The 24,321-nt window shown below is 63.8% G+C and carries 22 protein-coding genes; 6 read left to right on the forward strand and 16 right to left on the reverse strand.

The genetic code is table 11. The annotated features are described in order from the left end of the window. Nucleotides 1-42: 42 nt before the first annotated feature. From E1809_RS10670 to E1809_RS10680, 3 genes are all read right to left on the reverse strand, one after another. On the reverse strand, nucleotides 43-420 hold the full coding sequence (locus E1809_RS10670) for a DUF948 domain-containing protein (protein WP_133204217.1): 378 nt from the start codon (nucleotides 418-420) through the stop codon (nucleotides 43-45). 146 nt (nucleotides 421-566) lie between these two features. Continuing rightward, on the reverse strand, nucleotides 567-1,193 hold the full coding sequence (gene rpsD / locus E1809_RS10675; protein WP_133204218.1) for a 30S ribosomal protein S4: 627 nt from the start codon (nucleotides 1,191-1,193) through the stop codon (nucleotides 567-569). Nucleotides 1,194-1,364: 171 nt separating this feature from the next. After that, a complete protein-coding gene (locus E1809_RS10680; RefSeq protein WP_133204219.1) occupies nucleotides 1,365-2,843 on the reverse strand; it encodes a replication-associated recombination protein A in 1,479 nt (492 codons plus the stop codon). 40 nt (nucleotides 2,844-2,883) lie between these two features. On the opposite strand from E1809_RS10680, the gene E1809_RS10685 reads away from it, so the two are divergent. Then, nucleotides 2,884-3,594: an acVLRF1 family peptidyl-tRNA hydrolase gene (locus tag E1809_RS10685; RefSeq protein ID WP_133204220.1), complete on the forward strand. Its 711-nt coding sequence runs from the start codon at nucleotides 2,884-2,886 to the stop codon at nucleotides 3,592-3,594. A gap of 36 nt (nucleotides 3,595-3,630) precedes the next feature. Here the strand turns inward: E1809_RS10685 and E1809_RS10690 are convergent, their stop codons facing one another. The 3 genes from E1809_RS10690 to hisS form a co-directional block, all read right to left on the reverse strand. Next, on the reverse strand, nucleotides 3,631-4,398 hold the full coding sequence (locus E1809_RS10690; RefSeq protein WP_133204221.1) for a GNAT family N-acetyltransferase: 768 nt from the start codon (nucleotides 4,396-4,398) through the stop codon (nucleotides 3,631-3,633). 98 nt (nucleotides 4,399-4,496) lie between these two features. Then, a complete protein-coding gene (gene aspS, locus E1809_RS10695; RefSeq protein ID WP_133204222.1) occupies nucleotides 4,497-6,287 on the reverse strand; it encodes an aspartate--tRNA ligase in 1,791 nt (596 codons plus the stop codon). A gap of 119 nt (nucleotides 6,288-6,406) precedes the next feature. Then, complete coding sequence (gene hisS, locus E1809_RS10700; protein WP_133204223.1) at nucleotides 6,407-7,765, reverse strand: histidine--tRNA ligase; 1,359 nt, start codon at nucleotides 7,763-7,765, stop codon at nucleotides 6,407-6,409. 205 nt (nucleotides 7,766-7,970) lie between these two features. Between hisS and E1809_RS10705 the strand changes: the two genes are divergently transcribed. The 3 genes from E1809_RS10705 (at nucleotide 7,971) to E1809_RS10715 (ending at nucleotide 11,046) form a co-directional block, all read left to right on the forward strand. Then, the gene (locus E1809_RS10705) at nucleotides 7,971-8,786 is read left to right on the forward strand and encodes a peptidylprolyl isomerase (RefSeq protein WP_133204224.1); all 816 of its coding nucleotides are present in this window, start codon (nucleotides 7,971-7,973) and stop codon (nucleotides 8,784-8,786) included. A 63-nt stretch (nucleotides 8,787-8,849) separates the two neighbouring features. Then, nucleotides 8,850-10,331 carry a DUF349 domain-containing protein gene (locus tag E1809_RS10710; protein WP_133204225.1) on the forward strand — a complete coding sequence of 494 codons (1,482 nt, stop codon included), beginning with the start codon at nucleotides 8,850-8,852 and terminating at the stop codon, nucleotides 10,329-10,331. 100 nt (nucleotides 10,332-10,431) lie between these two features. Next, nucleotides 10,432-11,046: a type IV toxin-antitoxin system AbiEi family antitoxin gene (locus tag E1809_RS10715; RefSeq protein WP_133204226.1), complete on the forward strand. Its 615-nt coding sequence runs from the start codon at nucleotides 10,432-10,434 to the stop codon at nucleotides 11,044-11,046. 17 nt (nucleotides 11,047-11,063) lie between these two features. Here E1809_RS10715 and E1809_RS10720 read toward each other — a convergent pair whose 3' ends face one another. The 9 genes from E1809_RS10720 to pdxT all read right to left on the reverse strand — a co-directional run bounded on the left by E1809_RS10720 (nucleotide 11,064) and on the right by pdxT (nucleotide 20,962). Then, on the reverse strand, nucleotides 11,064-13,457 hold the full coding sequence (locus E1809_RS10720; protein ID WP_133204314.1) for a RelA/SpoT family protein: 2,394 nt from the start codon (nucleotides 13,455-13,457) through the stop codon (nucleotides 11,064-11,066). A gap of 147 nt (nucleotides 13,458-13,604) precedes the next feature. Next, entirely contained in the window at nucleotides 13,605-14,618 is a 1,014-nt protein-coding gene (secF, locus tag E1809_RS10725) for a protein translocase subunit SecF (RefSeq protein ID WP_133204227.1), read from the reverse strand. Next, the gene (gene secD / locus E1809_RS10730) at nucleotides 14,618-16,372 is read right to left on the reverse strand and encodes a protein translocase subunit SecD (RefSeq protein WP_133204228.1); all 1,755 of its coding nucleotides are present in this window, start codon (nucleotides 16,370-16,372) and stop codon (nucleotides 14,618-14,620) included. Before secD ends, secF begins: the two co-directional genes overlap by 1 nt. A 106-nt stretch (nucleotides 16,373-16,478) precedes the next feature. After that, on the reverse strand, nucleotides 16,479-16,862 hold the full coding sequence (yajC, locus tag E1809_RS10735) for a preprotein translocase subunit YajC (RefSeq protein WP_133204315.1): 384 nt from the start codon (nucleotides 16,860-16,862) through the stop codon (nucleotides 16,479-16,481). Nucleotides 16,863-17,052: 190 nt separating this feature from the next. Beyond that, the gene (gene ruvB / locus E1809_RS10740) at nucleotides 17,053-18,147 is read right to left on the reverse strand and encodes a Holliday junction branch migration DNA helicase RuvB (protein ID WP_133204229.1); all 1,095 of its coding nucleotides are present in this window, start codon (nucleotides 18,145-18,147) and stop codon (nucleotides 17,053-17,055) included. Further along, nucleotides 18,140-18,784, reverse strand: a complete 645-nt coding sequence (gene ruvA, locus E1809_RS10745; protein WP_133204230.1) for a Holliday junction branch migration protein RuvA — start codon at nucleotides 18,782-18,784, stop codon at nucleotides 18,140-18,142. Before ruvA ends, ruvB begins: the two co-directional genes overlap by 8 nt. Nucleotides 18,785-18,872: 88 nt before the next feature. After that, nucleotides 18,873-19,451, reverse strand: a complete 579-nt coding sequence (gene ruvC, locus E1809_RS10750; protein WP_133204231.1) for a crossover junction endodeoxyribonuclease RuvC — start codon at nucleotides 19,449-19,451, stop codon at nucleotides 18,873-18,875. Nucleotides 19,452-19,498: 47 nt separating this feature from the next. Continuing rightward, the gene (locus tag E1809_RS10755; protein ID WP_133204232.1) at nucleotides 19,499-20,257 is read right to left on the reverse strand and encodes a YebC/PmpR family DNA-binding transcriptional regulator; all 759 of its coding nucleotides are present in this window, start codon (nucleotides 20,255-20,257) and stop codon (nucleotides 19,499-19,501) included. Between the two features lie 3 nt (nucleotides 20,258-20,260). Then, a complete protein-coding gene (gene pdxT, locus E1809_RS10760) occupies nucleotides 20,261-20,962 on the reverse strand; it encodes a pyridoxal 5'-phosphate synthase glutaminase subunit PdxT (RefSeq protein ID WP_133204233.1) in 702 nt (233 codons plus the stop codon). Between the two features lie 112 nt (nucleotides 20,963-21,074). On the opposite strand from pdxT, the gene E1809_RS10765 reads away from it, so the two are divergent. Beyond that, nucleotides 21,075-22,370 (forward strand): Mur ligase family protein, encoded by a 1,296-nt coding sequence (locus E1809_RS10765; RefSeq protein ID WP_133204234.1) that lies wholly within the window; start codon nucleotides 21,075-21,077, stop codon nucleotides 22,368-22,370. Beyond that, nucleotides 22,367-23,119, forward strand: a complete 753-nt coding sequence (locus E1809_RS10770; RefSeq protein ID WP_133204235.1) for a type 1 glutamine amidotransferase — start codon at nucleotides 22,367-22,369, stop codon at nucleotides 23,117-23,119. Before E1809_RS10765 ends, E1809_RS10770 begins: the two co-directional genes overlap by 4 nt. Before the next feature lie 152 nt (nucleotides 23,120-23,271). Here the strand turns inward: E1809_RS10770 and pdxS are convergent, their stop codons facing one another. Next, nucleotides 23,272-24,198 (reverse strand): pyridoxal 5'-phosphate synthase lyase subunit PdxS, encoded by a 927-nt coding sequence (gene pdxS / locus E1809_RS10775; protein WP_133204236.1) that lies wholly within the window; start codon nucleotides 24,196-24,198, stop codon nucleotides 23,272-23,274. Between the last annotated feature and the right edge of the window lie 123 nt (nucleotides 24,199-24,321).

The raw sequence follows: 24,321 nt of genomic DNA on the forward strand, positions 1-24,321 counted from the left end.
TACGGTATTCCTGCGACGGTCCTGCTTGGAGTGTGGCTTGGATCAGCGGCTTCGACGGCCGCTGCTGCCCTGCTTGCGCCGGCTGCCGAGTGCCGAACGCACTCCATAGCTGAATGCGGCCACTTTGATGAGCGGCGAGCCCACAGTTGCGGCAACCAGCGAGGACAGGGCCGAAATGTTCGCCGAAGCGTCCGAAACGTTCGAAGCGATGCCGTCCACCTTCTTCAACTGCTGGTTGGTTGTTGACACGGTGGCTGTGACTTCATCCATGAGCGGCGTTGCGCCATCGCTCAAGGAACGGATGGACGTGCGGACTTCATCGAATACTCGGCCAAGCTTGAGGATCGGCACGGCGAGCAGCAGCACAAGGAGCGCAAAAACTCCGGCTGCGATCAGTCCTGCAATATCGCCACCAGTCATGGGCACTCATCTCCTAGCGTTGTTGCGTTTCGGCGGTCCTGCCGTCCGGCTCCGCGCACCCGGCGCAGTGCGGCTCCCCCTCAAGTACCTTACATACAAAGAAGCCCGCGGCGCGTGCCACGGGCTTCTTGTAGGCGCTCTGGAATTTAGCGAGCGTAGAATTCGACGACGAGCTGCTCTTCGCAGGTCACGGGGACCTCGGAGCGCTTCGGGCGGCGAACCAGGCGTGCCTGCAGGGCGTCAAGCTTGACGTCCAAGTAGGCGGGAACCTGGGGCAGGACATCGCGGTGCGCACCCGCTGCGGCGACCTGGAACGGAGCCATGGTCTCGCTGCGGCTGTGAACGTGGATGAGCTGGCCTTCTCCGACGCGGAACGACGGGCGGTCCACGCGGATGCCGTCAACCAGGATGTGGCGGTGCACAACCAGCTGGCGGGCCTGGGCGATCGTGCGAGCGAAGCCGGCACGCAGAACGAGGGCGTCGAGACGCATTTCGAGCTGCTCGATCAGGTTTTCACCGGTCAGGCCCTTGGTGCGACGCGCTTCTTCGAAGGCGCGGGTCATCTGGGCTTCGCGGATGCCGTACTGGGCGCGCAGACGCTGCTTCTCGCGCAGACGAACGGCGTAGTCGGAGTCCTGCTTCTTGCGGGCACGGCCGTGTTCACCGGGGCCGTACGGACGGCGCTCCATGTACTTGGCGGCCTTGGGAGTCAGAGCGATGCCGAGTGCACGCGAAAGGCGTGCGGTACGGCGAGCACGAGTGTTGTTAGCCACTTGTGTCCTTCCAATTACTGCGGTGTGTCAGTGTTACTGGCCTCCATGAGGGAGAGCATCGGCCAACCGCTGCCTTTTGCTACTGGGCGCAGGGCACAACTCAACCCACGGAAAGTGTGATGGTTTGTGCGTCCGCGCCATGCCAGACAAACATCCATCCTAGCACGGCGGCTACTTGCCCCGGATGATCCGACGCAACCGGTCAAGCCTCGGAGCGATGTCCCTTTCGGCACCGTTGGCGGTAGGCACGTAATAGTCACGGCCTACGAGGTCATCCGGAGCATACTGCTGCGTTGCCACGCCGTGGGGAGCGTCATGGGCATACTTATATCCCTTGCCGTGGCCCAAGCCCTTGGCGCCTTGGTAATGGGCATCCCGCAAATGCGCGGGAATTCCCGTCCCCAAGCCGGCACGGACATCAGCGATCGCCTGGTTGATACCCATATAGGCGGCATTCGACTTGGGGGCGGTCGCCAAATGAACAACGGCTTCGGCGAGGATGATCCGCCCCTCAGGCATACCGATCAGCTGCACCGCCTGCGCGGCAGCCACCGCAGTCTGCAGAGCGGTTGGATCGGCCATGCCGATATCTTCAGCGGCCGAGATGACGATGCGCCGCGCGACGAAGCGCGGATCCTCGCCCGCTTCCAGCATTCGTGCCAAATAGTGCAAGGCAGCATCGACATCCGAACCACGGATCGACTTGATGAACGCACTGGCGACGTCGTAATGCTGGTCACCGGCCCGATCGTAGCGAACAGCGGCAGAATCCAGCGCCCGCTCTGTGTGCCGGAGCTCGACGACGACCGGAGCCTCCGGGGTTCCGTCGCCGGCGAGCCCCTCCTCCTCGGTTTCCCCGGCCGTGCCGCCGTCGTCGACCCGATCACCGAACGCGACCCCGGCAGCAGCTTCAAGCGCCGTGAGGGCGCGGCGGGCGTCTCCACCAGACAGCCGGACCAGGTGCTCAAGGGCTTCCGGCGTAAGCTCCACTCCCCCGGCCAACCCGCGCACATCAGCGACGGCCCGCTGCAGGAGCCCCTCAATGTCCGAATCCGTCAGCGGCTTCAAGGTCAGCAGCAAGGATCGCGAGAGCAAAGGCGACACCACGGAGAAGGACGGGTTTTCCGTCGTCGCCGCCACCAGGACAACCCAGCGGTTCTCGACGCCCGGAAGGAGGGCATCCTGCTGGGCCTTATTGAACCGGTGGATCTCGTCCAGGAACAGCACGGTGGTGGTCCGGTACAAGTCGCGTGCGGTCAAGGCTTCGTCCATGACGCGGCGCACGTCTTTTACACCAGCCGTGATAGCCGACAATTCGACAAACTTGCGGCCGGTCCCCCGGGCAATGACATGCGCGAGCGTCGTCTTTCCTGTTCCGGGAGGTCCCCATAGAATCACCGAACTCGGTCCCGCGGGACCAGCCGCGTCCGCACCCGCCGCAAGCTGACGCAACGGCGAACCGTGGCCCAGCAAATGCTGCTGGCCCACCACATCGTCAAGCGTCCGCGGCCGCATCCGGACCGCCAAGGGGCTCCGCTGCGACGCCGCACGCTTTGTCCCCGAATACCCGTCGTCCGACCGCCCGAAATCCAGCGCGTCGTTGTCGGCGTCGTCGTCGCTGTCCGCGCCGGCACCAAAGAGATCTTCCACATGGATAGGCTACTCATGAATCCGCGGAAGGAGACATCACGTGGCGGCTCGGCCACCCGGCGCGAACGAAAGACAACAGCAACCGGCAGAACGGACTGCCTTCATCCCCGGCCCGCGATTATCCGGCTGGGTGGAGCGTTTCGCCGCGAGCCACGGCGCCCTGGTGGAGGAGCCCGACGACGACGGCGCTGTGCACCTGCGCGCGGCCGATGGCGCTGTGCTCCTGCGCGCGGCCGATGGCGCGACTGCCCTCTTGCGGGCGCCGTGGCCCGTCGACGGCCGGCCAGGCCGAGGCGCGAACGCGGTTAAACGATTGGCGTCGCTCGCCTTACAGGAAAGGCGCCTGGGAATTATCCTGGTGCGCCGCGGCGGCTATGCGGTGGGAATTGCCAGCGGAGGAGAACTCGTCGCATCCAAGGTCGGCTCCAGATACGTGCAGTCACGATCCTCGGCAGGCGGGTCATCCCAGCAGCGGTTTGCCAGGCGCCGCGAAAACCAGGCCAACGCCTTGACGGAGGCGGTAGCGGGCCATACGGCCGCGATCTTCGCCGGCAACGTTTTCGAATACCTCGTGCTGGGAGGCGACGCCGCCCTCGCAGGCGCGGTCGTGGAATCACCGGCTTTGAAGGACTACGCAACCCGGAAACAATTGCCATTCCTTGCCGTCGCGGATCCCACTGCAGCCGTGCTTCGCAAGGCTGCAGCCGACGCGTGCTCCGTCCGGATTAAAATTACGGACCCGCCGCTGTAGTGTCCGCTGTACTGTCTGCCCGTTGGCGCTGAATCGTCAGCAGCCACTCAAACTGCGCCGCGGCCTCGCTTGCCGGTAAAGGTAACGGCCATGCTCTTCGAAACCGGCACCTTCATAAAGCGAACGGGCACCAGCGTTCGAGGCCATGACGAGCAGCCAGAATTTTTCCAGGCCCCGGTCCCTGCCCGCTGCCATGAGCGCGTCCAGAACCCGTCTGGCGTACCCGCGGCGCCGACGCTCGGCGTGGGTGGCCATGCAATAGATGCCTCCCTTGCCGTCCACCATGGCGAGGCGTCCGACGGCGGCCGGGTCGGCGTCGTCATCCCTCACCAGTGCGTACAACGACGGGCATCCCGTCAGGATCGAGCGGGCAACGTCGAGCTCCGCGTTCCCGCCTCGGCCGTCCACCGACCACCACAGCCGGAGCCATTCCTCGGACGGTTCGCCGTCGATTTCTATGGCGGCATGCGGTGCGCTTGATTTTCCCTCCCCGAGCTGCGGCGCCGGGTCCCGGGACACCATAATCAGAGTTTCTGACTGCTTCGTGAAGCCTTGAACGTCCAGCGCCGTGTTGAGCGCGGTGCTCCGGGAGCCCACGAGAACTTGGAAGATCAACGGCAACCGCCGGGAACGGTACCATTCCGCGGCCAACCGCAAGGCAGCTCCGTGGTCCTCGACGTGTTCCCGGGGCCACACCGAATTCGCCCGCTGGGTGACGCCTCGGGCTGCCCGGAGGACCCATCCTCCGCTGTCCTCGCGCTCAGGAGCCGGCCATGCCCGGTCCATCAATTCTTCGATATCCATCGGCTCCTCGATATCAATGCGTTCATCAGGGCATTCCGGAACCCCAGGGATGCGTGAGGCCCCCGCTATTGCGGAGGCCTCACGGTTTAGGGTCCTGCTTAGTCAGCCTTGGGCGCCGACGTCTGCGGCTTGGCCTCAGGCTTGAAATCGACGCCGGCTTCCTTGCGCTGCTGCGGCGTGATGGGCGCCGGGGCGGCGGTCAACGGGTCAAAGCCGCCGCCGGACTTCGGGAAGGCGATGACGTCGCGGATCGAGTCGACGCCGGCCAACAAGGCCACCACGCGGTCCCAGCCAAGGGCCATTCCGCCGTGCGGAGGGGCGCCGTACTTGAACCCTTCGAGGAGGAAGCCGAACTTCGTCTCGGCATCCTGCTTGTCGAGGCCCATGAGCTCGAAAACGCGCTCCTGGATGTCCCGCTCGTGGATACGGATGGAGCCGCCGCCGATTTCGTTGCCGTTGCAGACGATGTCGTAGGCGTAGGAGAGTGCCGATTCCGGGTCCTTGTCGAACGTGTCCAGGAACTCGGGCTTGGGCGAAGTGAAAGCGTGGTGGACGGCCGTCCACTGGCCGGCGCCGACCGCGACGTCGCCGGACGCCACAGCGGTCGCCGCCGGTTCGAACATCGGTGCGTCAACGATCCACACGAAGGCCCAGTCCTTCGGATCGATCAGGCCTGTACGGTGGCCGATCTCCACGCGGGCTGCGCCAAGCAGGGCGCGGGAAGCGGACTTCTCGCCTGCCGCGAAGAAGATGCAGTCGCCTGGCTTGGCGCCGACGGCGTCGGCCAGGCCTTCGCGCTCGGCATCGGTGAGGTTCTTCGCCACCGGACCGGCGAGCTCGCCGTCTTCCTTGAAGAGGACGTATGCCAGGCCCTTGGCTCCGCGCTGCTTGGCCCATTCCTGCCAGGCATCCAGTGCACGGCGGGCCTGCGAAGCGCCGCCCGGCATGACGACGGCGCCGACATACGGCGCCTTGAAGACGCCGAAGTTCGTGTCCTTGAAGAACTCGGTCAGTTCAGTGAGCTCAAGGCCGAAGCGGAGGTCCGGCTTGTCCGAGCCGTATTTGGCCATTGCCTCAAGGTACGTCATACGGCGGATCGGCGTGGGGACCTCGACGTCGATCAGCTGCCACAGCGCTTTCACGATCGCCTCGCCCAGCTCGATGATGTCGTCCTGGTCGACGAAGCTGGCCTCGATGTCGAGCTGCGTGAACTCCGGCTGGCGGTCCGCGCGGAAATCTTCGTCACGGTAGCAGCGGGCAATCTGGTAGTACTTCTCGAAACCGCCCACCTGGAGCAACTGCTTGAAAAGTTGCGGCGACTGCGGAAGTGCATACCAGGAACCCGGCGACAAGCGTGCCGGCACCACGAAGTCACGGGCGCCTTCCGGCGTCGAACGCGTCAGCGTCGGGGTTTCGATTTCAACGTAGCCGCGCTGGTGGAGCAGTTCGCGGGCCACGCGGTTGGCCTCCGACCGCAGGCGCAGGTTCCGGGCGGGGCCGGGGCGGCGCAGGTCCAGGTAGCGGTGCTTGAGGCGGGCTTCCTCGCCGACCTCGACATGCTCGTCGATCTGGAACGGCAACGGGTCCGAAGTGTTGAGGACGACGACCTTCTCGGCGATGACCTCGATCTCGCCCGTGGCGAGATGCGGGTTCTCGTTGCCTTCGGGACGCTGGTTGACGGTGCCTACGATCTGGAGGACGTACTCATTGCGCAGGCCGTGGAAGACCTCTTCCTCGCGGACGACCACCTGGGCGACGCCGGACGCATCACGCAGGTCAACGAAGGCCACGCCGCCGTGATCGCGGCGGCGGGCTACCCAGCCTGCCAGGGTGACGGTCTGTCCAATGTGTTCGGAACGCAAGGATCCGAGGTCATGTGTGCGCAGCACAGCATTCCTTTCAACATGATTTTCATCGGATCGTTGCAACGCGATCCCGTTCGAGTTTACCCGCAGGGGTGAACGGCCGCCGCCAAGTCCGCGGTTCCGCCCCTTGCCCCTCGGCGTGCCTAAGCAGTGGTGATGCGGACGTGGAGGTCCTCGGCCGACGGTTCCCAACTGGCCGGATCCGCATCGACTTGCTCCCCGGTGCGGATGTCCTTGACCTGGTGCTTGCCGTCGTCGTCCGTGAACCAGACAAAGGGAATGCCTCGGCGGTCGGCGAACTTGATCTGCTTGCCGAACTTCTCAGCCTTCGCCGCAACCTCCGTGGCAATGCCCCGGCCACGCAACTGTGCTGCGACGTCCTGCGCGGCCGACCAGCTGTCATCGTTGTTCAATGCCACAAGTACCGCCGTGGGTACTGAACGTGACGCCGTCGCGAACTCCTGGCTGAGGATGCGGGAGACCAAGCGTGTCACGCCGATCGACAGACCGACGCCGGGGAACTTGCGGTTGCCCTTGCTGGCGAGGGCGTCGTAGCGTCCGCCCGAACAAATCGAGCCAAGCTGTTCGTGTCCAACGAGAACGGTTTCGACGACGGTGCCCGTGTAATAGTCCAGGCCACGGGCGATGCTGAGGTCGGCAAGCACCTTGCCGGGAGCACGCTGCACGGCGGCCTCAATAACCTGTTCGAGTTCGATGAGTCCTTCCTCGAGCAAATCGTCCTTCACGCCAAGGGCGCGGACCTGTTCCACGAAAGAGGTGTCCTCCGAGCGGATTGCAGCTAGCTGCAGTGCGAGCGATGCTTGTTCGTCCGACGCTCCGAGTTCACTCTTGAGTAGCTCGGCGACCTTCTCAGGGCCGATTTTCTCGAGCTTGTCGATGCTGCGCAGGACTCCGGGAGTGTCCGTGAGGCCGATGCCACGGTAGAAGCCCTCGGCCAGCTTGCGGTTGTTGATCCGCAAGCGGAAGTCGGGGATGGGAAGGGCGCTTAGTGCCTCGGCGATGACGAGGGCGATTTCAACGTCGTAGCGGAACGGCAATTCGCCGTCGCCCACGACGTCGATGTCAGCCTGGGTGAACTCGCGGGCGCGTCCTTCCTGCGGACGCTCCCCCCGCCAGACCTTTTGGATCTGGTAACGGCGGAAAGGGAAGGCGAGGTAGCCCGCGTTTTCCACGACATAGCGCGCGAAGGGCACGGTGAGGTCGAAGTGGAGGGCCAGGGCATTGGGATCGCCCTTGTCAGACTTACCGCCCTCTCCGACGGAAGCGTCGTCGTCTTCCTGCAGGCGGCTGAGTCCGTAGACCTCTTTATCGATCTCGCCCTTGCGGAGAAGCTGGCCGACCGTTTCGACGGCCCTGGTCTCGATCGACGCGAATCCGTGCAGCTCGAACGTCTTGCGCAAGGTGTCAAGCACATGCAGTTCCACCAACCGCTCCTGGGGAAGCCACTCGGGGAATCCGGACAGGGAGGCGGTACGAGCCATGGTGGAATGTTCTCCTCAACGATTGCTTGCTTTGGCCGCCGCCACGATCCACGCCATTCAGGCGCGGGATAAGGCGGGCGTCCAGCCAGTCATGCATAAACTATGTGCGGCAGTCAGTTTATGCTTTCGGTCGCCTGCACATCCAATGCGGCCGCTGGCTTTGGACCGGTTGCGATGGAACATGTCCAGACAACCAGGAGGACTCTTGGCTACAAGGCCGCGGGAGAACCGTGAAGCCAAACGGCGCATCAAGCAAATGCAGGCCAAACGGGAGCTTCGGCAAGCCCAGGGCAAGCGGCGCCGCCGGGACAACATCATCGCCATCGGCGCCGGGGCCGCTGCGGTGATAGTCGCCGTCGTCCTCCAACTCACGGTCTTCAACTCGAACCCGAGCGAATCGGACTACGCCGCCGCGCAGGCCGGCCTGAATTCGCCGTCGGCTTCGGCGTCGCCCTCCGCCACAGCGGCTCCCTCCGCAAACAGCGCCGGCATACCCAACGCGAATACCGCTGCGGGAAAGACCTTCACCGGCGCGCTGAGCCTCAACGGCGGGCAAGTGGGCGTTGAAATTGACGGCACCACGGCGCCGCAGGCGGCGGCTGTATTCAAGTCGCTGACGGATGCGGGCTACTACAAGGGGCTCACATGCCCCCGGCTGACCACCGCCGACAACTTCTCCGTCTTGCAGTGCGGCGCGAAGGGCACGGACACCACGGACGATCCCAACTTCCACTGGGGTCCCCTGGAAAACACCCCGCCTGACAACATGTACCCCGCAGGCACCATCGCCGTCGCGAGGACCAGCAACAACGCGTACGGAAACGGGCACCAATTCTTCATCGTGTACAAGGACACCGTCATCCCCGCGGACTCCGCCGGCGGATACACGATTGTCGGCAAGGTGACGAGCGGCATGGATGTCATCAACAAAATCGCCCAAGCGGGCAACAATCCCGGCTCGAGCGCAACTGACGGCGCCCCTGTGGCACCTGTCACGATAGACTCGTTTTCTCTGAAGTAAACAGCCCGGACCCCGGTTCGCGGCGTTACCTTAGTAATCCCTCCAAGCGAAAGACTTTTAGCGGTGACAGACAGTCAGCAATCCGACGAAACTGCAGTAGTGGCCAAGGACGAAGAAATCCAGGCACCCGAAACCGGTGTTGAGGCGTCCGCCGCGGCGGACGACGCCGTCGAGCCTGCCCCCAATCCTGCTTCCACGGCGCCACGCCCATCCCCCGCGGCCTTCGCCGCGCGGCCCAAGCCCGCCGCCAGTGTGATTCCGGCGGCACCGGCGCCACAGCCTACGGCGGTATCGCTCGCTGAAGCATCGAAATGGGGGCGCGCCGAAGGTGACGGCCACGTCTTCCTGACCATCGACGGCGAAGAGCAGCCGGTGGGACAGTACCCGGGGGTCAGCACCGACGAGGCCTTGGCGTACTTCGCGAGGAAGTACGACGACGTCGTTGCGCAAATCGTCCTGATGGAACACCGCGTGGAGTCCAAGGCCCCCGCCACGGACATGCAGAAGACTGTCGACCACCTGCGGGAGCAGTTGGCTGAGCGCAACATGGTCGGTGACATCCGCGGCGCGGAAGCCCGGCTGGATACGCTGGTCGGACAGATTTCCGAGCTGGAAAAATCGGAGAAGGCCGCGCACGACGCCGCACGCTCGTCCGAGCTCGCCGCACGTGAGGCGATCGTCGCCGAGGCCGAGTCGATCGCCTCCCAGGACCCCGCCCAGGTCCAGTGGAAGACCTCCAGTGCCCGGATGAATGAACTCTTCGAAAGCTGGAAGGCCGCCCAGAAGAACGGTATCCGCCTCGGGCGCAGCAATGAGGACGCCCTGTGGAAGCGGTTCCGTTCGGCCCGCACGGTGTTCGACCGCCACCGCCGCGCATACTTCTCCCAGCTGGACAGCACCAATTCCGCGGCCAAGGTCGCCAAGGAACAGCTCATCGCCGAGGCCGAAGCCCTTTCCAGTTCAACGGACTGGGGTTTTGCCGCCGGCGAATACCGTCGGCTCATGGACCAGTGGAAGGCTACGCCGCGGGCGAGCCGCAAGGACGACGACGCCCTCTGGATGCGTTTCCGGGCGGCCCAGGATGTGTTCTTCAACAACCGCCAGGCCGCCAACGATGAGATCGACCAGCAGTACACGGCCAACCTTGCCGTGAAGGAAGAGCTTATTGCCGAGGCCCAAGCCCTCCTGCCGATTACGGACCTTGCGGGCGCAAAGAAAACCCTGCAGTCCATCCGCGACCGCTGGGAAGAGGCCGGAAAGGTGCCGCGCGCCGACATGGGGCGGGTTGAAGCCGGGCTGCGCAAGGTCGAAGACGCCGTCCGCGAGGCCGAAGAGGACAAGTGGCGCCGGAGCAACCCCGAGACGAAGGCACGCACCAACAGCGCGCTTTCGCAGTTGGAAACGGCCATCGCCGGCTTGAAGGAAGACCTTGAAAAGGCGGAGAAGGCTGGAGACCAGCGCCGCATCAAGGATGCCCGGGAGGCCCTTGAAGCCCGCCAAGCCTGGCTCGACCAGATCCAGCGCTCTGCCAGCGACCTCGCCTAGTCCGGGTCCAAGGCTTATCTGAGAACAGGCCCCGTAGCGGTTATCCACATAACCGCTACCGGGCCTGTTCTCTTTTCGGCGGCCACGCGATGATTGCTGAATGGCCTCCGCATTCCCGCTCGCGCAACAACACGACGTCCGGACCCACGAACTGTACGCACCGGGTGCGCCTTTCACGTGGGCGGAGCTTCAGTCGATGGCTGCCGACGGCGTGCTGCAACCGCTCCATGGGAAGAGCTTCGTTCCTTCGTGGCCGGCGATCACTCCGCGTCTTCGGGCCCGTGCGGCTGCCTTGCTCGTTCCGGACCGCATCCGAACGAAGGTAATCGCCGGACGCATGACGGCCGCCTGGATTTACGGTTGTGCCGAAGCTCCGGAACGGCTCTCGCTCCTTGTGGACGCCAAGCACCGCATATCGAGCCTCCGGTCAACCAGAGAATGCATTCTGCACGAAGTCCGGCTGGGCCAGATGGACGTGGTCAGCATTGGCGGATTGCTCGTCACCAGTCCCCTCCGCACGGCAGTGGACGTGGCGCTGCATGTCGAAACGGACAGGGCCCTGCCTGCGCTGAAGTCCATCCTGTCAATGGAGGACTTGGGCGTCCGCCTTCGGCTTGTTACCCTCGCCGTCGAAGCTTCTCCCCGGGTTCCCTTCAAGAAAGCGGCGCTACGGAAACTCGCTGCCTTGGCACGTGTTGTTGAGACCGCTGCATGACGCTCAGGCTCGTGTACTCAACTTCGCCGGCGGTTGCCCGTGGTCCGGTAGACATCGAAGACACCGTCGATCCTACGCACGGCGCTAAGCACATGGTGCAGGTACTTCGGGTCGCCCATCTCGAAAGCGAAGCGGGAGATCGCCACCCGGTCGCTCGACGTGTGCACGGACGCGGCAAGGATGTTGACGTGGTTTTCCGAGAGGACACGCGTGACATCCGAGAGCAGGGACTTCCTGTCCAACGCCTCCACCTGGATCTCCACCAGGAAGACGCTGGATTGCGTAGGAGCCCATTCAACTTCCACAATGCGATCGGGTTGGTCGCGGAGACCAGCGACGTTCGTACAGTCCGTGCGGTGTACCGAAACGCCGGATCCTCGCGTGACGAAGCCGAGGATGGGGTCCGGGGGCACCGGCGTACAACAACGGGCCAGCTTCACCCAGACGTCTCCGACCCCGCGGACAATGACGCCGGAATCCGAGTAGCGTGCCTTCTGGACCTGCGAGGGAATACTGACTTCGTCCAGGTCCTCGTCAGGAGTTTCGTGCCCGCCCAGGTGCTCCATGAGCTTTTCCATGACGGACTGGGCCGACGTATGCCCATCCCCTACCCCGGCGTAGAGCCCGGAAATGTCAACGTAGTGGAACTCCTCCGCAACGGCGGACAAGGCATCGTGCGTCATGAGGCGCTGCAACGGGAGGTTTTGCTTGCGCATCGCCCTGGTCAACTGTTCCTTGCCCCGGTCGATCGCTTCCTCGCGCCGTTCCTTGCTGAACCACTGACGGATCTTGTTCCGCGCGCGGGCACTCTTGACGAAGTGCTGCCAGTCCTGACTCGGGCCGGCACCTTCGGCTTTGGAGGTGAAGATCTCCACCCAGTCGCCGTGGTTGAGCTCGCTGTTGAGCGGCACCAACTTGCCGTTGACTCGGGCTCCGATGGTACGGTGGCCTACTTCGGTATGGACGGCGTATGCGAAGTCCACGGGAGTGGACCCCGCGGGGAGAGCCATGACTTCGCCCTTCGGGGTGAAGACGAAGACTTCCCGGGCGTTGATCTCGAAGCGGAGCGAATCGAGGAACTCGCCCGGATCAGAGGTTTCCTGCTGCCAGTCCACCAGGGAACGCAACCAGCCCATGTCGCCGTCCTTGGGGCTTCCCGGCCCGACTGCGGTTCGGTTTGGCTGGTCTTTGTACTTCCAGTGGGCGGCTACACCGTACTCCGCGCGGCGGTGCATTTCGTGCGTCCGGATCTGGATCTCCACCGGCTTTCCGCCAGGGCCTATGACCGTGGTGTGCAAAGACTGGTACATGTTGAACTTCGGCATGGCGATGTAGTCCTTGAACCGTCCTGGCAAGGGGTTCCACCGCGAGTGGAGTGTTCCGAGGGCCGCGTAGCAGTCACGAACGGTATCCACGAGGACACGCACGCCCATGAGGTCGTTGATGTCGTCAAAGTCCTTATCCCTGACGATCATCTTCTGGTAGATCGAGTAATAGTGCTTGGGGCGTCCCGTGATGGTCGATTTAATCCGGGCGGCCCGAAGGTCCTCGGCGATCTGGTTACGGATGACGCTGAGGCTCTTTTCGCGTTCGGGGGTACGGTCCCCTACCATCCGCACAATTTCTTCGTACACCTTGGGGTACAAGGCGGCAAACGAGAGATCCTCGAGCTCCCACTTTATGGTGTTCATCCCGAGGCGGTGGGCCAGCGGGGCAAAGATCTCAAGGGTTTCACGTGCTTTGCGGGATGACGACTCCGCTGAAACGAACCGCCACGTGCGCGCATTGTGCAAGCGGTCAGCAAGCTTGATCATGAGGACACGGATGTCCTTGGCCATGGCCACAACCATCTTGCGCACGGTCTCCGACTGGGCGGCCTCCCCGAACTGGACTTTATCCAACTTTGTGACGCCATCCACCAGCATCGCTACCTCGGGGCCGAAGTCCCGTGTCAAGTCGGCAAGGGTGTAGGGGGTGTCTTCGACAGTGTCGTGGAGGAGGGCCGCGGCAAGGGTGGTGCCCGTCAGGCCGAGTTCGGCCAGGATCGTCGCCACCGCCACCGGGTGCGTGATGTAGGGATCGCCGCTCTTGCGCTTCTGCCCCTGGTGGCTGCGCTCAGCAACGGTGAATGCCCGTTGGATGAGGTCGAGGTCTTCTTTGGGGTTGTTCGCGCGGACGGTCCGCAGGAGGGGTTCGAGGATCGGAGAGTAAGTGCTGATGCCGCGGCCTGTGAGCTTCGCCAACCGGGAGCGTGTCCGTTCACGCCTCCCCGGGAAGGTCGGACGCGCGCCCGGGCTGTCCACGGGCACTCCGCCCGCGGTGCTGCCCATGGCTGTAGATGGCGTGCTGGTCACGCGGCCGAAGCCGCCTTCGCCACCCGCCGGCGGCGCCGACGTCGTACGTTCCTCCACAAGTGCACCTCTCATGACTGACTTAATTCTCCCAGTCTATTCCCGCCGGTGACCTGTCCAAGAACAGATACCCACATGACGCAGGAGTAAACAGAAAGGGCCGGTCACCACTGTGAAGTGGTGACCGGCCCTCCGGGAGAATCCAGGCTAGACCGCGGCGGCTTCCGAGCTTGAACTCGCGGCCGCGGCACGGCGGTTCGCGACCTTCTTGGCTTGCTTCAGGAGCTCGGGCTCGCTTTGACGCAGCCAGGCGTAAAGCGGCGCCGCGATGAAGATCGTGGCGGCAGTGCCGATCAGGATACCGACGAAAAGTGCGAGCGAGAGATCGCGCAGCGTACCAGCGCCCAACAGGCCTGCGCCGATGAAGAGGATGGCGGCAACCGGCAAGACGGCAACCATCATGGTGTTGATGGACCGCACAAGCGTCTGGTTGACCGCCAGGTTGACCTCTTCGGCGAAGGTACGCCTGCTGGAGGTGTAAATGTCGTGCGTGTTCTCGCGGATCTTGTCGAAGACCACCACCGTGTCATAGAGCGAGTAGCTCAAGACGGTCAGGAAGCCGATGATGGCCGACGGCGTCACCTCGAAATCGCTCAACGAGTAAACGCCGGCTGTACTGAACATCGTGACCAGCATGCCGGCCAGGGCGGAGACGGACATTTTCCATGTGCGGAAGTACAAAGCCATCAAAAGGGCGGCCAATCCGACGAAAACCGCGAGGCCGATCAGGGCCTGCTTCGTGACGTCCTGGCCCCACGTGGGGCCGATGAACGTGGAAGTAACTTCGTTCTCGGTCACGCCGTAAGCTTTGGCGAGGTCCGTTTTGATTTTGACGGTTTCGTCGTCGCTCAGCTTGTCGGTCTGGATGCGCATGGTGTTGCCGGCGACATTGGCGACGCGCGGAATCGCTCCGGCCACGACGTCATGGACCGCCTTTTCACCGACGCCAGGGTTGGTGGTCTTGACGTTTGAAACCGTGAATTCCGAGCCGCCACGGAAGTCGATCCCGAGGTTGTAGCCGCCCTTGACCACCGGCAAGATAATCGAAATGGCCACCGCAAGCGCGGCGATGATGAACCAGATCTTCTTGCTGGAAACGAAGTTGTAGGAGCGCTCGCCCGTGTAGAGCTCGTTACCGAACTTTGCGAAGCTCGTGGTCATTACTTCTCCTCCTTGGTTCCGTTGGAAGAACCAGTCAGCTGCGCCTGCCGTTCAGCGAGCCGGCGTTCCGCAATGGTCATCCGACGTTCGGCCTCCGCCGCGGCGCCCGTGTTGCGGGCGCGGACGACGACGGGCTTCTCGCCTGGCGTCCGGAGCCGGCCGGCACCCCGGTAGAGCGGGACGGCACCGAGCCGTTCGGGATCCAGGCCGGAGAAGCGGTGGCCCTCTCCGAAGAACTTCGTCCGGGCGAGGAGCTGGAGGGTCGGGTGGGTGAACATGAACACGACCACGAGGTCGGCGACGGCCGTCAGGCCAAGCGTGAACGCGAAGCCGCGCACATTGCCAACGGCAACGAAGTAGAGCACCACGGCCGCAAGAAGGTTCACGGTCTTGGATGCAAGCACAGTCCGCTTGGCACGCTTCCAGCCGTTCTCGACGGCGGACACGAGGCCCTTGCCCTCACGCAACTCGTCCCTGATGCGTTCGAAGTACACAATGAAGGAGTCGGCAGTCTGGCCGATGGCAACGATAAGGCCGGCAACACCTGCGAGTGACAGGCGGTAGTTTTCCGTCCATCCCAGGATCGCGATCGCGAGATAGGTAAGGCCACCGGCCACCACGAGCGAAAGAATCGTCACGAAACCCAACGCCCGGTACTGGAAGAGCGAGTAGACCACGACGAGCAAGAGGCCGATGACGCCTGCCAGGAGGCCAAGCCGCAATTGATCGCCTCCGAGGGTCGCGGAGATCTGTTCCTCGGATTGGATGTTGAAGCTGATCGGCAATGCTCCGTAGCGCAACTGGTCTGCCAAGGCCTTGGCCGAAGCCTGCGTGAAGTTGCCGGTGATCTGGGGCTTGCCGTCAGTGATCACGGCCAGTGCGCGAGGAGCCGAAATAACTTGGTCGTCCAGCACAATGGCGAATTGCGCCTTCGGGTCGTTGCCGCCCGACGACTGCGACGCGACATAGAACTGATTGAGCCTCTGGGTGACGTCCTTGAAGGTCTGCGTCGCCTTGGCGTCGAACGTGATGGTCACGCCCCACGCGTTGGTCACGGAACCCTGCGCACCCTGGACGGGATCGTAGGAGGACGACACGATGTCCTGGCCCTTGACCTCTACGGGTCCAAGTATGTACTTGACGGCAGGCGTAGTGGACGTGGCAGGTTCACACGTCACCAGCGGCTTGGCGGGATCGGAACGGGGCTGCTTCTCCTGGGAAGGATTGGCGCAGTCCAAGGCTTCGAATGCCTTGTAGACATCGGCGGTGACCCAGTTGGAATCGCTTGCGTTGGTCGGTGCGGCCGTAGGCTTCGGAAGGCTTGCGTCCGGGGTCCGCGACGCCACAGGAACAGCCGCGGGGTCACCGGTGGTGATGACAGGCCGGAAGTTCATGTCCGCGGATGCCTGGATCAAGGCCCGGGTCTCCGAGCTGGGGGTTCCGGGGAGGCTCACTACGACGTTCTGGCCGGACTGGGTGGTGATTTCCGCCTCGGCAACGCCTGAGCTGTCCACACGTTGGCGAATGATCGCCACGGCCTGGTTGAGTTGGTCCTGATTGATCCCGGAAGAGCCCTCGACCTTCGGGGACAGGATCATCTGCGTGCCACCCTCGAGGTCAAGCGCCAGCTTGGGAGCCCAGCTCGCTTGACCCGTGACTACTCCGCCTCCGAGGACGGCCGTTAGTACAGCGAATATTGCGACAAGCCAGAGCAGGACCCTGCGGCCTGGTACTTTGCGGCCTTTTCGTGCCATGTTCATCTTCCTGTTGATGACGGAACAGCCGCCGGCGTGCGCTGGAGCGCAGGCCGGCGGCAGTTCATTGCCGTAGAACTCTTCCCGCGGCTGATGCGGGTCCGAACTAGCTGTCCTTCTTGCCCTCGTCGTTGAGGCGCTTGAGGGTTTCGTCCGGCGTCTCAGCAACGGCCGGCGCGTCGGCATCCGCTTCCGTCAGCGACGAAGCATCGTCCGGAACGTCCACGGCGGCTTCTTCCTTAGGTTCGACGATCTTGGTGACGGCCTGGCGGTGCACGGTTGCGAGGTTGCCAGGAGAGAGCTCCAGGACGACCTTGTTGTCTTCGTCGTCCATGGAGACGATCCGGCCGAAGAGCCCGAAGCTGGTCATGACGTCAACACCGGGAGCAAACTGGGACTGCAGCTTGGCCTGCTGCTGCTGCGTCTTCTTGTTCCGGCGGAACATCATGAAGATGAAGACGGCGAGCACGGCGAACAACAGGATTGTCATTGGATCCACAGGGAAGTTCCGTTCTTTGCATACGTTTTAGGTTTCACGGCGGCGTCTGCCCGGTGGATCCGTCAATGGTGGGATTTTTCCCCACGTGGCCGCCCAATGCTCCCACGAGCGGGCACGGAACCATGGACTCGAACGTGCCGAGTTTCATACCAGTCTAGATGCTTAAGCTGAAAGGGGCGTGCTAGAGCCCGTTGTCCACGCTTTCGGCCCCGGTATCCGCGCCTTCGAGGGCGTCGTCAACCTCGAAGAGGGCGAGGGGATCCTGGCCGAATACACCGGCCGGCACCGCGTAGCCGAGATGGGTCCACGCCGAAGCCATCGCGATCCTGCCGCGCGGCGTCCTTCCCATGAGACCTTCCCTGACGAGATACGGTTCAGCCACCGTCTCGACTGTCTCCGGTTCTTCCCCGACGGCGATCGCGAGCGTCGAAAGGCCGACAGGGCCGCCGTTGAACTTGGTGATCAGCGCTTCCAGGACAGAGCGGTCCAGGCGGTCCAGTCCGCGCTGGTCTACCTCGTACATATCCAATGCGGCGGAGGCGGCACGGGCGTCGATCTGCTCGATACCGTGGACCAGCGCCCAGTCGCGTACGCGGCGAAGCAGACGGTTGGCGATACGTGGAGTACCGCGTGAACGCCCCGCGATTTCGCTGAAACCGGCCGAGTTGACCTTGAGGTCGAGCATCCCGGCGGAACGGCGCAAAACCAGTTCGAGCTCTTCGACCGTGTAGAACTCAAGGTGGCCCGTGAAGCCGAAACGGTCCCGCAAAGGTCCGGGAAGGAGCCCGGCCCGCGTGGTGGCGCCAACCAGGGTGAAGGGCGGAAGCTCGAGTGGAATGGCTGTTGCTCCTGCGCCCTTCCCCACGACGATATCCACACGGAAGTCCTCCATGGCCATGTAGAGCATTTCCTCGGCGGGCCGGGACATCCGGTGGATTTCGTCGAGAAAAAGGACTTCACCTTCGGAAAGTGAGGAGAGGATGGCTGCCAAGTCTCCGGCATGCTGGATCGCGGGCCCGCTGCTGATGCGCAAAGGCGCATTCATCTCAGCCGCGATAATCATGGAAAGGGTGGTTTTGCCCAAACCGGGAGGACCTGAGAGCAGGACGTGGTCAGCGCTCCTGCCGCGCATCCTTGATGCTTCCAGGACGAGCGCGAGCTGCTTTCGAACGCGGTGCTGGCCCACGAAGTCATGAAGGTTCTTTGGCCTGAGGGCTGCCTCGATTACGCGTTCTTCGGGCTCCTCTCCCCCGGAGACGATCGACTGGTCAACCACGGGTGCCTACCTTATTCCCGGCGCGGGCGCCGTCCTGCCCGAGCCAGCGCAAGGTTGCCCGCAGGATCTGTGCGACGTTGCCTGCGTCCGCGAGCTCCGGGGAATCCGCCATCGCTTTGTCGATGCTGCCGTTCGCGTCTTTTTCCGACCAACCGAGGCTGGTCATGGCCGCAACCACTTGCGGCTTCCACGCAGATTCAGTCGCGACGGCGGGAGCGGTACCGGGCGCCGTGCCGTGCGGAACGAGCTTGCCCGCAAGCTCGAGCACGATCCTCCCGGCTACCTTTGGTCCGATGCCCGGAACCTTCGTGAAGGACTTGGCGTCGCCCGAGTGGGCGGCAACCCTGATGGATTCGGGCTCGTGGACAGCGAGCACCGCAAGGGCGAGCCGCGGGCCGACGCCGCTGACGCTCAGGAGGACGTCGAAGACTTCCCGTTCGTCATCGGTGGAGAATCCGAACAACGTCAAGGAGTCCTCGCGGACGATCAGCGACGTGAACAGCTTTGCTTCGTCCCCCACACTGAGGTGGCTGAGGGTCTGCGGTGTGGCGTAAACGCTCATTCCGGCACCGTTGAGATCGATGACGGCCGTGGAAAGGCCTACATGCGCCACGGTTCCGCGGAGAAAACTGATCAAGACCCGGCTCCTGAAAACTGCCCCGCACCTGGTGGTTCGCGGGATATCCGAACATATCTACGAATACCCTAGCAAGGCCGACGGACATTTAGCGGGCGCGGCGCGCTTTCGCCTCGGCCTCGGCCCATGCCCGCTGGGCCGGAGTGAGGCTGCTGTTTCCCGGACCGGTGGACGCAACGGCCGCTCCGCTGCCGGCCCGCCAGGCATGGGTGACCGCCAGCGCCAACGCGTCCGCTGCGTCGGCTGGCCGCGGCGGGGAGTCGAGGCGGAGGATCTTGGTGATGAGCTTGGTTACGGCTTCCTTGTTTGAACTGCCGCTTCCGGTCACTGCCGCTTTGACTTCGGACGGCGTGTGAAGCGCCACCGGAATCCCTCGCCGTGCCGCCGCGGCGATGACGACGCCGGACGCCTGGGCCACCCCCATGACCGTACTCACGTTCAATTGGGAAAAGACCCGTTCCACCGCGAGGACATCGGGTTTGTACAGGTCGAGCCACTCGTCGATCGCCTCGGCGATGACCAGGAGCCGCTGGTCCAGCGGTTGTTCGGGCGAGGTGCCCACCACGCCCACGGCGACCATGGTGGCGCGCCTGTTGCGTTCGACGTCGACCACTCCTATGCCGCAACGGGTGAGGCCCGGATCGACTCCCAATACACGAAGAGTCAATTCCGGGCCTCCAAGGTTGTGATCAAACAGATTCGCGGGTAAGGATGCTACTCCGCTGCTTCGAGGGCAGCTTGGACTTCCTCGCTCATGTCCGCATTGGTGTAGACGTTCTGGACGTCGTCGAGGTCTTCGAGGGCGTCAACGAGCCTCATGAACTTCTTGGCACCGTCGAGGTCGAGGTCCACCTGCATGGACGGAATGAACTCTGCTTCGTCCGTTTCGTACTCGATGCCGGCTTCCTTCAGGGCGTCCCGGATGGCCTGGAGATCCGTCGGCTCCGAATGGACTTCCCAGTTTTCGCCGCTGTCCTTGACTTCTTCCGCACCGGCGTCGAGCACGGCCATCAGGACGTCGTCCTCGCTAAGGCCGTTCTTGGGCAGGTTGACGACGCCCTTGCGGGTGAAGAGGTAGCTGACCGAACCGGGGTCCGCGATGGTGCCGCCGTTGCGGGAAATGGCGAGCCGGACTTCGGACGCTGCACGGTTCTTATTGTCCGTCAAGCACTCGATGAGGAGGGCCGAGCCCTGGGGGCCGCGGGCTTCGTACATGATTTCCGTGTAGTCGACCACTTCGCCGGTGAGCCCGGCCCCGCGCTTGATGGCGCGGTCGATGTTGTCGTTCGGTACGGAAGTCTTCTTCGCCTTGGTGACCGCCAGTTCGAGGCCCGGGTTTCCGGCAAGGTCCGGTCCACCCATGCGGGCGGCAACTTCGATGTTCTTGATCAGTTTGGCGAACGACTTTGCACGCTTTGCGTCAATGACGGCTTTCTTGTGCTTGGTGGTCGCCCATTTGGAGTGGCCTGACATGCTTTACGCTTCTCCTCTGATCATTCGAATGAATAGTTCGTGCACGCGCTTCTCCCCCGTCACTTCCGGATGGAAGGAGGTAGCGAGCAACTGGCCCGAACGTACTGCCACAATTCTAGCCAACCCGTGCAAAGTGTCCGTGTGCCGGGCCTTGTCCGGTTCAACCTGGGCAAGGATCTCGACGCCGGGACCGACGCGCTCCACCCAGGGGCCGCGGATGAAAACAGCATGGACGGGATCCACGCCGTGTTCACGGGCGCTGAATTCCAAGCCTTTGAAATCAAGGTCGGTTTCAAAGGACTCGCGCTGCCGTCCGAAGGCGTTTCGGCGGACCGTGATATCGAGGCCGCCGAAGGTCTCTTGCGGGTTTCCGGCAAGGTCCGTCGCGGGGTCGGCGATGTCGTTCGCAAGCAGGATCATGCCGGCGCAGGAACCATAGACAGGAAGCCCGGACGCAATGTGCTTGCGGAGCGGGTCCGCGAGGTCGAAGATCCGCGCGAGTTTGTCGATGGTGGTTGATTCGCCGCCCGGAATGATCAGGCCGTCGATGTCGTCGAGCTCAGCGGGTCGCCGGATGCCGATACCGGTCGCGCCGGCGGCCTCGACGGCGCGGAGGTGCTCGCGGAAGTCGCCTTGTAGTGCGAGGACTCCAATGCGGAGGCCGGAGCCCACGCGTGATGACGCCTCGGAAAGGGGAATGGTCATTCGACCATCATAATGCGCAGCCGCTACCCGGGCCGCCTTCGGGTAGTCCGGACAGCCCTCCGTGCACTTGCCGGCAAAGGTTCCATGCCTCAACTGGGATATATTACAGATCATGTTTTCGTACAGCGTTCCGCTCGGCAAACTGGTCCGGGCTGCGTCCCGGCTTCGCGGCGGAGGGTCGGCTTTCCCAGGACTCGTGGTCGAAAAGATCGACCCCGCATTCATGCAGCGGACCCTGTCCTCGCTCCCCCACGGAGTCGCCGTCGTCAGTGGCACAAACGGCAAGACGACCACCACGAAAATGGTAGTGGAACTGCTCGAAAGCCAAGGATTGAAGGTCTTCACGAACCGGACCGGCAGCAACTTCACGCGTGGCGTCGCGGCGGCCCTCCTCGGCGAGGTGGACTGGCGCGGAAGGCTGGATGCCGACGTCGCGGTCCTTGAACTCGACGAAGCGCACGCCGTGCATTTCGTGAACAAGGTGCCTCCCCGCTATTGCCTCCTCCTCAATGTGCTGCGGGACCAGCTGGACCGTTTCGGGGAGATCGACACCACTGCGCTCCTCCTCCAGCGCATTGCCGAAAGCACAACCGGAACCGTGGTCCTGAACCGCGAGGACCCCCGGGTTGCCCGGATCGCTGCTTCCGTGGACGGTCCCGAAGTCCTGTACTTCGGACTCGACGAGTCGCTTCGCAGCACCTTCCCGAACGACGACGACATGCGCACCGCGGCTTCCGGGACCGAAGCCAACGGTGACGTTCCCGCTGCGGAGGCGGCCGACGTCGTACTCCGCCGCGTTGGCGCGGACGACGCCGATTTCGAGTTCGACGGCACGCTGGTCACGACGCATATGAAGCTCCGGGGCGTCTACAACATCTTCAATGCCGCCGCCGCGCTGGTCCTTGCCCGGAGCATCACCGGCGCCACCGGAAAACCCGCCGACGCCACCAAACTGGTCAAGGCGCTGTCCGAAGTGGCCCCGGCGTTCGGCCGAGGCGAGAGCCTCACCGTCGACGGCCAACCGCTTGAGTTGGTGCTGGTCAAGAACCCGAGCGGCTTCAGACTCGGGCTCAAGTCGTTTCCCGCCGAGGGATACGCCTCCATGATCGCCATCAACGACAACTACGCCGACGGCAGGGACATGTCCTGGCTCTGGGACGTCGAGTTCGACTCCCTGCGCGAGGGCGGCGTGGACGTTGTTTCCGGCGTCCGGGCCTACGACATGGCCCTTCGGCTCCAGTACGACGACGTCCGTTTCTCTTCGGTGGACACCGACCTCCCAGCCGCACTGGCCGGGTTCATCCGGGGTTCAGCGGGCAGGCCCAAGCGGATTTTCTGCACATACACGGCGATGCTCGCGATACGACGTGAACTCGCCAAAATCACCACAGTGGAGGTGGTCTCATGAACCCGGCCGACGGCGCCACGCACGAAGCCAGCAAGGGCACCATCCGCGTCCTTCAGCTGTATCCGCGGGACATGAACATCTATGGCGACTGGGGAAATGCGCTGGTCATTCGGCAGCGGCTGCTGTGGCACGGATACACGCCCGAACTCCTCGAATACAACGTGGGCGACGACTTCCCGGACGACGTTGACATCATTCTCGGCGGCGGTGGCCAGGACAGCGGCCAGACCGTGATCCAGGACGACCTGCTGGCCCGGGGTGACCAGCTTCGGGGAATGGCGGAAGACGGCACCCCCATGCTGGTCATCTGCGGGCTGTACCAGCTCTTCGGCAAGTTCTTCAGGACGAAGGCCGGACCGGTCATCCCGGGGATAGGGGTCCTGGATATCGAGACAGTGGGCACCGACGAACGCCTCATCGGCAACGTCACGCTGACCTCACCGGAATTCGGCGAAATCCTGGGCTACGAAAACCACAGCGGCCAGACAACCCTGGGACCCGCCGTCGAGCCCCTTGGCACGGTATCCAAAGGCGCGGGCAACAACAGCAAGGACGGCCATGAAGGGGCGCGGCATCGGAACGTCGTGGCCAGCTATTTGCACGGGTCCCTGCTGCCGAAGAACCCCGCAATCGCCGACTTCCTGATCCGCACCGCCGTCGAACGCAAGTACGGACCCTTCGTTCCCGGAAACCCCGACGACGACTTCGCCCGACTCGCGCGCGAACACGCGGCACGCCGGCCGCGTTAGGCGCCACGTCGAGTTTGTGTACACGTCACACCCCTTAAAGAGCGTTTTAAGGGGGTGCGATCTGTACACAAACTCTGGGGACGACGACGGCGGTGGGCCTCCCTTCGAGGGGACCCACCGCCGTCGTACTGCTGAGGCGTTAGCGCCGAACGTTACCAGCCGCGTTCTGCGAGGCGGTGGGGTTCGGGGATTTCCTCGACGTTGATGCCGACCATGGCTTCGCCCAGGCCGCGGGAGACCTTGGCGATGACGTCGGGGTCGTCGTAGAAGGTGGTGGCCTTCACGACGGCGGCCGCGCGCTGGGCCGGGTTGCCGGACTTGAAGATGCCCGAGCCGACGAACACGCCGTCCGCGCCCAGCTGCATCATCATCGCGGCGTCGGCCGGGGTGGCGATGCCGCCGGCGGTGAACAGCACGACCGGGAGCTTGCCGGTAGCGGCAACTTCCTTCACGAGCTCGTACGGGGCCTGCAGTTCCTTGGCCGCGACGTAGAGCTCGTCCTCGGGCAGGGAGGAAAGGTTCTTGATCTGCGCACGGATCTGGCGCATGTGCGTGGTGGCGTTGGAGACATCACCGGTGCCGGCCTCGCCCTTGGAACGGATCATGGCCGCGCCCTCGTTGATGCGGCGCAGCGCCTCACCGAGGTTGGTGGCACCGCAGACGAAGGGAACGGTGAAGTTCCACTTGTCGATGTGGTGGGTGTAGTCGGCCGGGGTCAGGACCTCGGACTCGTCGATGTAGTCCACGCCCAAAGACTGCAGGACCTGGGCTTCGACGAAGTGGCCGATGCGGGCCTTGGCCATGACCGGGATGGACACGGCACCAATGATCTGGTCGATCATGTCCGGGTCCGACATGCGGGACACGCCGCCCTGGGCGCGGATGTCCGCGGGAACACGCTCGAGCGCCATGACCGCCACGGCACCGGCGTCTTCGGCGATGCGGGCCTGCTCGACGTTGACGACGTCCATGATGACGCCGCCCTTGAGCATCTCCGCCATACCGCGCTTAACGCGGCTGCTGCCCGTGACGCTGGCTGCGGACGAACCGGCTTCGTTGCTTACATCAGGTGTAGACACAAAAACCCCTATGGGTAGATAGAAGACCTTGGCCGGGGCGCACACGGACAGGGCCACGCGCTGCGCACACCGGATTTCCAGGTCACATTGACCAAGTAACTTCAATACTAGTCCCCTGCGCGG

The sequence above is a fragment of the Arthrobacter terricola genome, from assembly GCF_004354015.1.
Taxonomy (GTDB): domain Bacteria; phylum Actinomycetota; class Actinomycetes; order Actinomycetales; family Micrococcaceae; genus Arthrobacter; species Arthrobacter terricola.